Source organism: Sphaerochaeta sp., assembly GCF_050178175.1.
Classification (GTDB): Bacteria; Spirochaetota; Spirochaetia; order Sphaerochaetales; family Sphaerochaetaceae; genus Sphaerochaeta.
The window spans coordinates 1-5,556 of record NZ_JBFXGH010000132.1 but is presented as its reverse complement, the minus strand read 5'-3'; the positions used below and the strand labels follow the sequence as shown (position 1 = coordinate 5,556).

Annotated in this window: 6 protein-coding genes; 4 read left to right on the top strand and 2 right to left on the bottom strand. The window is 49.8% G+C overall.

Annotation, left to right across the window (positions count from 1 at the left end; genetic code table 11):
• Both tkt and AB7S66_RS11025 read left to right on the top strand, forming a co-directional pair.
• Positions 1-1,772: transketolase (gene tkt / locus AB7S66_RS11030; RefSeq protein ID WP_428519974.1), on the top strand; the 1,772-nt coding region annotated here is incomplete at its 5' end.
• Between the two features lie 142 nt (positions 1,773-1,914).
• The gene (locus tag AB7S66_RS11025; RefSeq protein ID WP_428519972.1) at positions 1,915-2,520 is read left to right on the top strand and encodes a class I SAM-dependent methyltransferase; all 606 of its coding nucleotides are present in this window, start codon (positions 1,915-1,917) and stop codon (positions 2,518-2,520) included.
• Here AB7S66_RS11025 and AB7S66_RS11020 read toward each other — a convergent pair.
• Positions 2,489-3,436, bottom strand: coding sequence for an ADP-ribosylglycohydrolase family protein (locus tag AB7S66_RS11020; RefSeq protein WP_428519970.1), 948 nt, complete (start codon positions 3,434-3,436; stop codon positions 2,489-2,491). The two genes, AB7S66_RS11025 and AB7S66_RS11020, sit on opposite strands and share 32 nt — an antisense overlap.
• Positions 3,437-3,676: 240 nt before the next feature.
• Here AB7S66_RS11020 and AB7S66_RS11015 point away from each other — a divergent pair, with 240 nt between their 5' ends.
• Positions 3,677-4,087 (top strand): catalase, encoded by a 411-nt coding sequence (locus AB7S66_RS11015; protein ID WP_428519968.1) that lies wholly within the window; start codon positions 3,677-3,679, stop codon positions 4,085-4,087.
• Complete coding sequence (locus tag AB7S66_RS11010) at positions 4,060-4,398, top strand: catalase-related domain-containing protein (RefSeq protein WP_428519966.1); 339 nt, start codon at positions 4,060-4,062, stop codon at positions 4,396-4,398. Before AB7S66_RS11015 ends, AB7S66_RS11010 begins: the two co-directional genes overlap by 28 nt.
• 34 nt (positions 4,399-4,432) lie before the next feature.
• On the opposite strand, the gene AB7S66_RS11005 is transcribed toward AB7S66_RS11010, so the two are convergent.
• On the bottom strand, positions 4,433-5,353 hold the full coding sequence (locus AB7S66_RS11005) for a DUF523 and DUF1722 domain-containing protein (protein WP_428519976.1): 921 nt from the start codon (positions 5,351-5,353) through the stop codon (positions 4,433-4,435).
• Positions 5,354-5,556 lie beyond the last annotated feature (203 nt).

The following is a 5,556-nucleotide window of genomic DNA, read 5'->3' as shown; positions in this document are numbered from 1 at the left end:
ACCTCAGTGGCTATGACTTGGGAATTGAGGATCTGAAGCAGATTAGACAGCTCCACTCCCGAACAGCTGGACATCCGGAATATACACTTACCCCTGGAGTAGAGACAACCACTGGACCGCTTGGACAGGGCCTCGCAAATGCGGTGGGTATGGCTCTTGCAGAAAAAAACCTTGCTGCGAAGTTCAACAAGGATGGGTTCCCGGTCATTGACCATTACACCTACGTGTTCCTTGGTGACGGTTGTATGATGGAAGGAATCAGCCACGAAGTAGCTTCCTTGGCTGGAACCTGGAAATTGGGAAAGCTCATTGCCTTCTACGACGATAACGGCATCTCAATCGATGGTGAAGTGAGTGGTTGGTTTACTGATGATACTGCCATGCGCTTCGAGTCATATGGGTGGCAGGTTATCCGCGATGTGAATGGACACGATTCTGATGCAATTCAGAAGGCACTTTCCGCTGCAAGATATGAATCTTCCAAGCCTTCTTTGATCATGTGCAAGACGACTATTGGTTATGGGTCGCCCAACAAGGCAGGAACAGAGTCCTGCCATGGTGCAGCCCTTGGAGAGGACGAGGTTGAACTTGCTCGAAAACAGTTGGGCTGGGAATATGATGAAAAGTTCTTTGTCCCTCAGGAAATCTATGATGCATGGGATCAGAGTGAACGGGGTGCCAAGCTTGAAGGTAAGTGGAATGACCTCTTTGCCTCCTACAAGAAGGAATACCCTGCTGAGGCAGCTGAGCTCGAGAGAAGACTTTCAGGCCAGTTCCCCACTGACTGGGAAGCTGAGTTTGACAAAGCTATCAAGAGCTGGCAGAACGACAAGGTCAAGGTAGCAAGCAGAAAGGCAAGCAAGATGGCTCTCGATGTATTGGGTTCCTTGTTCCCTGAACTCCTTGGTGGATCAGCAGACCTCGCTCCTTCCAACCTGACTGAGTGGAAGGGATCAGAAGCCTTCGATCCCAAGACAGGAAATGGCAATTACCTCCACTTTGGAGTACGTGAGTTCGGCATGGCTGCAATCCTCAACGGTGTTGCACTCCATGGTGGATTCCTCTCCTTTGGTGCTACATTCCTTATGTTCATGGAGTATGCTCGTAATGCACTACGCATGGCAGCCTTGATGGGTATCAGAAATGTCTATGTATTTACTCATGACTCCATTGGTCTTGGTGAAGATGGACCTACCCACCAGCCTGTTGAGCAGATTGCAAATCTTCGCATGACTCCCAACATGGTTACCTGGAGGCCTTGTGATGCAGTGGAGACTGGTGTTGCTTGGAAGAGTGCGATCAAGAGGACTGATGGCCCTTCTGCCCTTCTGTTGAGCCGTCAGAACCTTGCCCCACAGGATCGCAGTGACGAGCAGCTCTCCCAGATTGCACAGGGTGCTTACGTACTCTATGAGTCAGGGGATAAGCCAGAAGTAATCCTGATCGGTACCGGAAGTGAAGTCGAACTCGCAGTCAGTGCTGCGAAGAAGCTTGCTGAGGAAAAGGTCGCTGTCCGTGTAGTTTCGATGCCTTCTCCAGAGGTATTCGACAAGCAGGACGCTGCATACAAGGAAGCTGTTCTTCCTTCTGCAGTTACCGCCAGGGTCGCTGTTGAAGCTGCCTGGGCTGACTACTGGTACAAGTACGTTGGACTGAACGGAAAGATCATCGGTATGCGTTCCTTTGGTGAATCAGCACCCGCCGGTGAGCTGTACAAGCTCTTCGGCATCACTACTGAAGCAGTTTACGAGGCTGCCAAGGAACTGCTCTAAGCTATCATAAAAGCAAAACAATTCTACTGCCCGCTTCCAGAGAGGAGGCGGGCAGTGTTGTCCCAGATTGAATTGCACGATATCGTAGAGCTGATGCATTCCCATCTGGAAGAGTACTATCAGGAATTGGGAGGGTTGGTTCGTGATTGATTCATCAAAATACTATGACCAGCATGCCAAGCAGTATCTGTCTACAACCCGGAATGTCGATATGACCTCCCACTATGCCATGTTCCTCCCATATATCCCCTCTGGTGGTTGTATCCTTGATGCAGGCTGTGGTAGTGGACGTGATTCACGATACTTCCTTGACAGCGGGTACCAAGTGGAGGCTTTTGATCTGAGTGAATCGATGGTCCAGGCTGCCTGTAAGTATACAGGGCTGCCTGTGCGGCAGCTCTCCTTCCAGGACATGGATTATGAGGACACTTTCGATGGCATATGGGCCAACGCTTCACTACTGCATGTGCCAATGGATGAACTGCATCTTGTCTTTGAAAGAATGGCCGTTGCACTGAAAGAACAGGGTGTCCTCTACTGTTCCTTCAAGTTGCAAGCAGAAGACTTTCAGAGGGAGGGAAGACACTTTACGTGTTTTACTACAGATGCTTTTGGGCGGTTTGTTGATGAACTGCCATGGTTCTCCCTTGAAGAGCTGGTTGAAACCCAGGACCTCCGCCCGGGTAGGGCAGCGGAGCATTGGATCAATGCCATACTCAAGAAAGCTTCTGTACCACCGGTAGGTTGATCAATTCCTCAACCCACTCCTCAGCAAGTCGTTCTAAACGTTTGTGAGGATAGTCGATCAAGCCTTGCAGGCAATTCGATATCTTCAGGGCAGAGATCCACCGCTCGGGCATATGTTCCCTGGTGGCAATTGCCCCAGCCAAGGCTCCATAGATAACAGCATTGGTGTCAGCATCGCCAGCACGCATAATGAGGTCTACCATTCCTTGCTCGAATGATTCCTGGTGCAGCAGGGTATAGAAGGCAAGCTGGAAAGCAATCAATACCCAACCTTTATATGGACCATCGATACCCTTGGGTGGTTCATGCGCAGCCTTAGAGAGTGCTTCCAGTACCGATGGTTCCTTTGTCATTGAAGGGGCTGACTTCAAGAGATATGCATAAATTTCATGGGCATCCCAACCCTTGCTGATGGCCAGCGAGAGGGCGAATGCATAGATGCGATTACAATCCCTACAGACTGTATGGGTATGGGTTATGGAGCAGTCCTCGTCTGCAATATGCATGAGTGCTGATGTTGAATAATTACTCCCCAGGATCCCTATGGGCGTGATACGCATCAGGGCTCCGTTTGCCTGGCTCTGAGGATTGGAAGAACCATCCAACGCTCCATAGATGGTAACCCCGATATCCAAGGGTCCTGCATCCCGCCAGCGGATGTATGCTTTTCTCACTGCTTCCTTCTGGTAGCAACCATGTTCCAGGATGCTTTGGATCATCATGATTGCCATTTCACTGTCATCGGTAATCTGTCCCGCCAGTCCAACATACCGGGGGCTCACACCCATATCCCTGATACCGTCAGGAAAGGATTGGCGAACTGTCTTTTCACGCTTGAACTCTGTCTGCGCACCCAGGGCATCCCCTACAAAACTTCCAAGCAGGGATCCCAATGCCCGTTCATACCGTGTCGTCACTGCATTGCTCCTTACCATGATTGTAACACATGATGCGATAGAAAATGTAGAGAATTATCGCTTATTGCATTTGTTCTTTTATGGTAATCATGTTACAGAACTGCGTTATTATAGGATAAATTGAGCAATTATTTTCTTTCTATCATGTAAATTACCCAGCCCCTATACTGGTGGTGAGTAGCCCTTTTAAAGGAGGTCAACAATGGCAGGCCGATAGCTCAGAATGAGAACATCCAGACTATGGGAAAGCGTGGCCCGGTTACATTGCAAGATACTTGGTATCTGGAGAAAACGGCCCACTTTGACAGGGAAGTTATCCCAGAGCGCCGAATGCATGCAAAAGGGAGTGGTGCCTTTGGTACGTTTACCGTCACCAAGGACATCACCAAATGGACCAATGCAAGCATATTCTCAGAGGTTGGGGAGAAAACCGACATGTTCATTGTTCCTGGTATTGGTTACTCCCCGGATAGAATGCTGCAGGGTAGACTGTTCAGCTATGGGGACGCCCAGCGGTATCGCCTTGGGGTGAACTACTGGCAAAACCCGGTAAACAGGAGCAAGGTGGGGACAAACCGTTTCCACCGTGATGGGTTCATGCGTAGTGATGGCAACTTTGGTGGTTGCGTTCACTACAACCCCAACTCATAAAGGACCAGAACAAACTTACTGAGCCTCCTTATGATGGAGAAGGTCCTGTCGATCACGAGGATTTCCGGGAAGATGATGATAACTACTATGAGCAGGTTGGAAAGTTGTTCTTGATCATGAAGGATGATGAAAAGCAACGGTTGTTTGAGAATACCGCAAGAAACATGCAAGGGACCACCATCCTGGTCAAAAAGCGGCATATCAGGCACTGTTATCTTGCAGATCCTGCCTATGGGGAGGGTGTTGCCAAGGCCTTGGGTATCTCCATCAAGGAAATTGATATGGATGATCCCTATGGGGCAAGAGCGTAATGGTAGATGGGGCTGGAGATTCCAGCCCCAATCTTTACTCTTGTGTTTCTTCCTCGCTAGCACGTTTCTCTTCCAAAGCCCTGAGGCGGTGCATGTCCCGGTAGATGACCGGACTGGCACCAAAGAGGAAGGAGTCCTCCACAGCAGTTCGTTCCATCTTTACCAGCTCCTTGGCGATGGTAGTGACATTTCTCCTGAAGGTTGGGCTGTTTATCTCCTGGACCGTTTTCCCTCGACTCTTTCTGTAGTGAGAGTAATGCTTCCAGAGGCTGTTGGTCATCTTAGCCGTCGTTGAGGGTTTCCTCAAGAGGTCAAGAACTTCCTTCCTGAACTGTGGTTCAAATGCAGCAAAGTCAGACTTTTTCAGTCCTGCGAGTGTTCTTCCCATCTCCCTGGCCCATGTGTTATCCAATTCCTGGCAAAGGAACTTAAGACGGTACCAAACCTCATAGAGTTCTTGCATTGAAGAGAGTTCATAGGTACTGAACCAATGGAATGCGAGGAGTCTTCTTCTCCAGTCCCACCACTTGAGTGGGCTTTGGAGGTCACTGGAAGGGATAAGGAAGAAACCTTCATCCAGCAAGAGAGAGCCAAATACCCCAGGAGGATTGCCACGCCGGGTATTCTTCAGGGTAGTGCGATAGACTCCACAGGAAGGGCTTCCATCCATGTAGATGTATGCAGTGGCACCACTACGTCTCAAGACCTCAAGACATTCCAAGGAACCCTGCTTCATCTCAGCAGTCACCAGCTTCCCAGATCGGTTCTTTACCTCAGCTTCTCCTTTCCAGACCTGCTCCCCTGTTCCCCCAGAGAGGTGTATAGGGTCCCGGGTAATACCAAGTCCTGCCTGGCACTCGGGACAGACGGGAGTGAATACGAAGTCGTTCTTCTCTCTTCCTAGGGGAGTCAGTACATCGATTCCCTTGCCGTTGTAGCGTACAGGACCTCCCATCGCACACAAGCTTATTCCGATGGGAATCTTCTCAGTCAGGATTATCGGGGTGTGTTCCATTGTTGGCCTCTCTTGGTGGAATTGTAGCATCGGCTCCAAGGACGGGAAACAAAAATCGACAGGTGCAGGTCGGAGGTGTATGCTGGGAGCATGGAAGCAGATGATTTCTTTAGTGAATGCCCTCAGACCAAGAACCTCTTTGA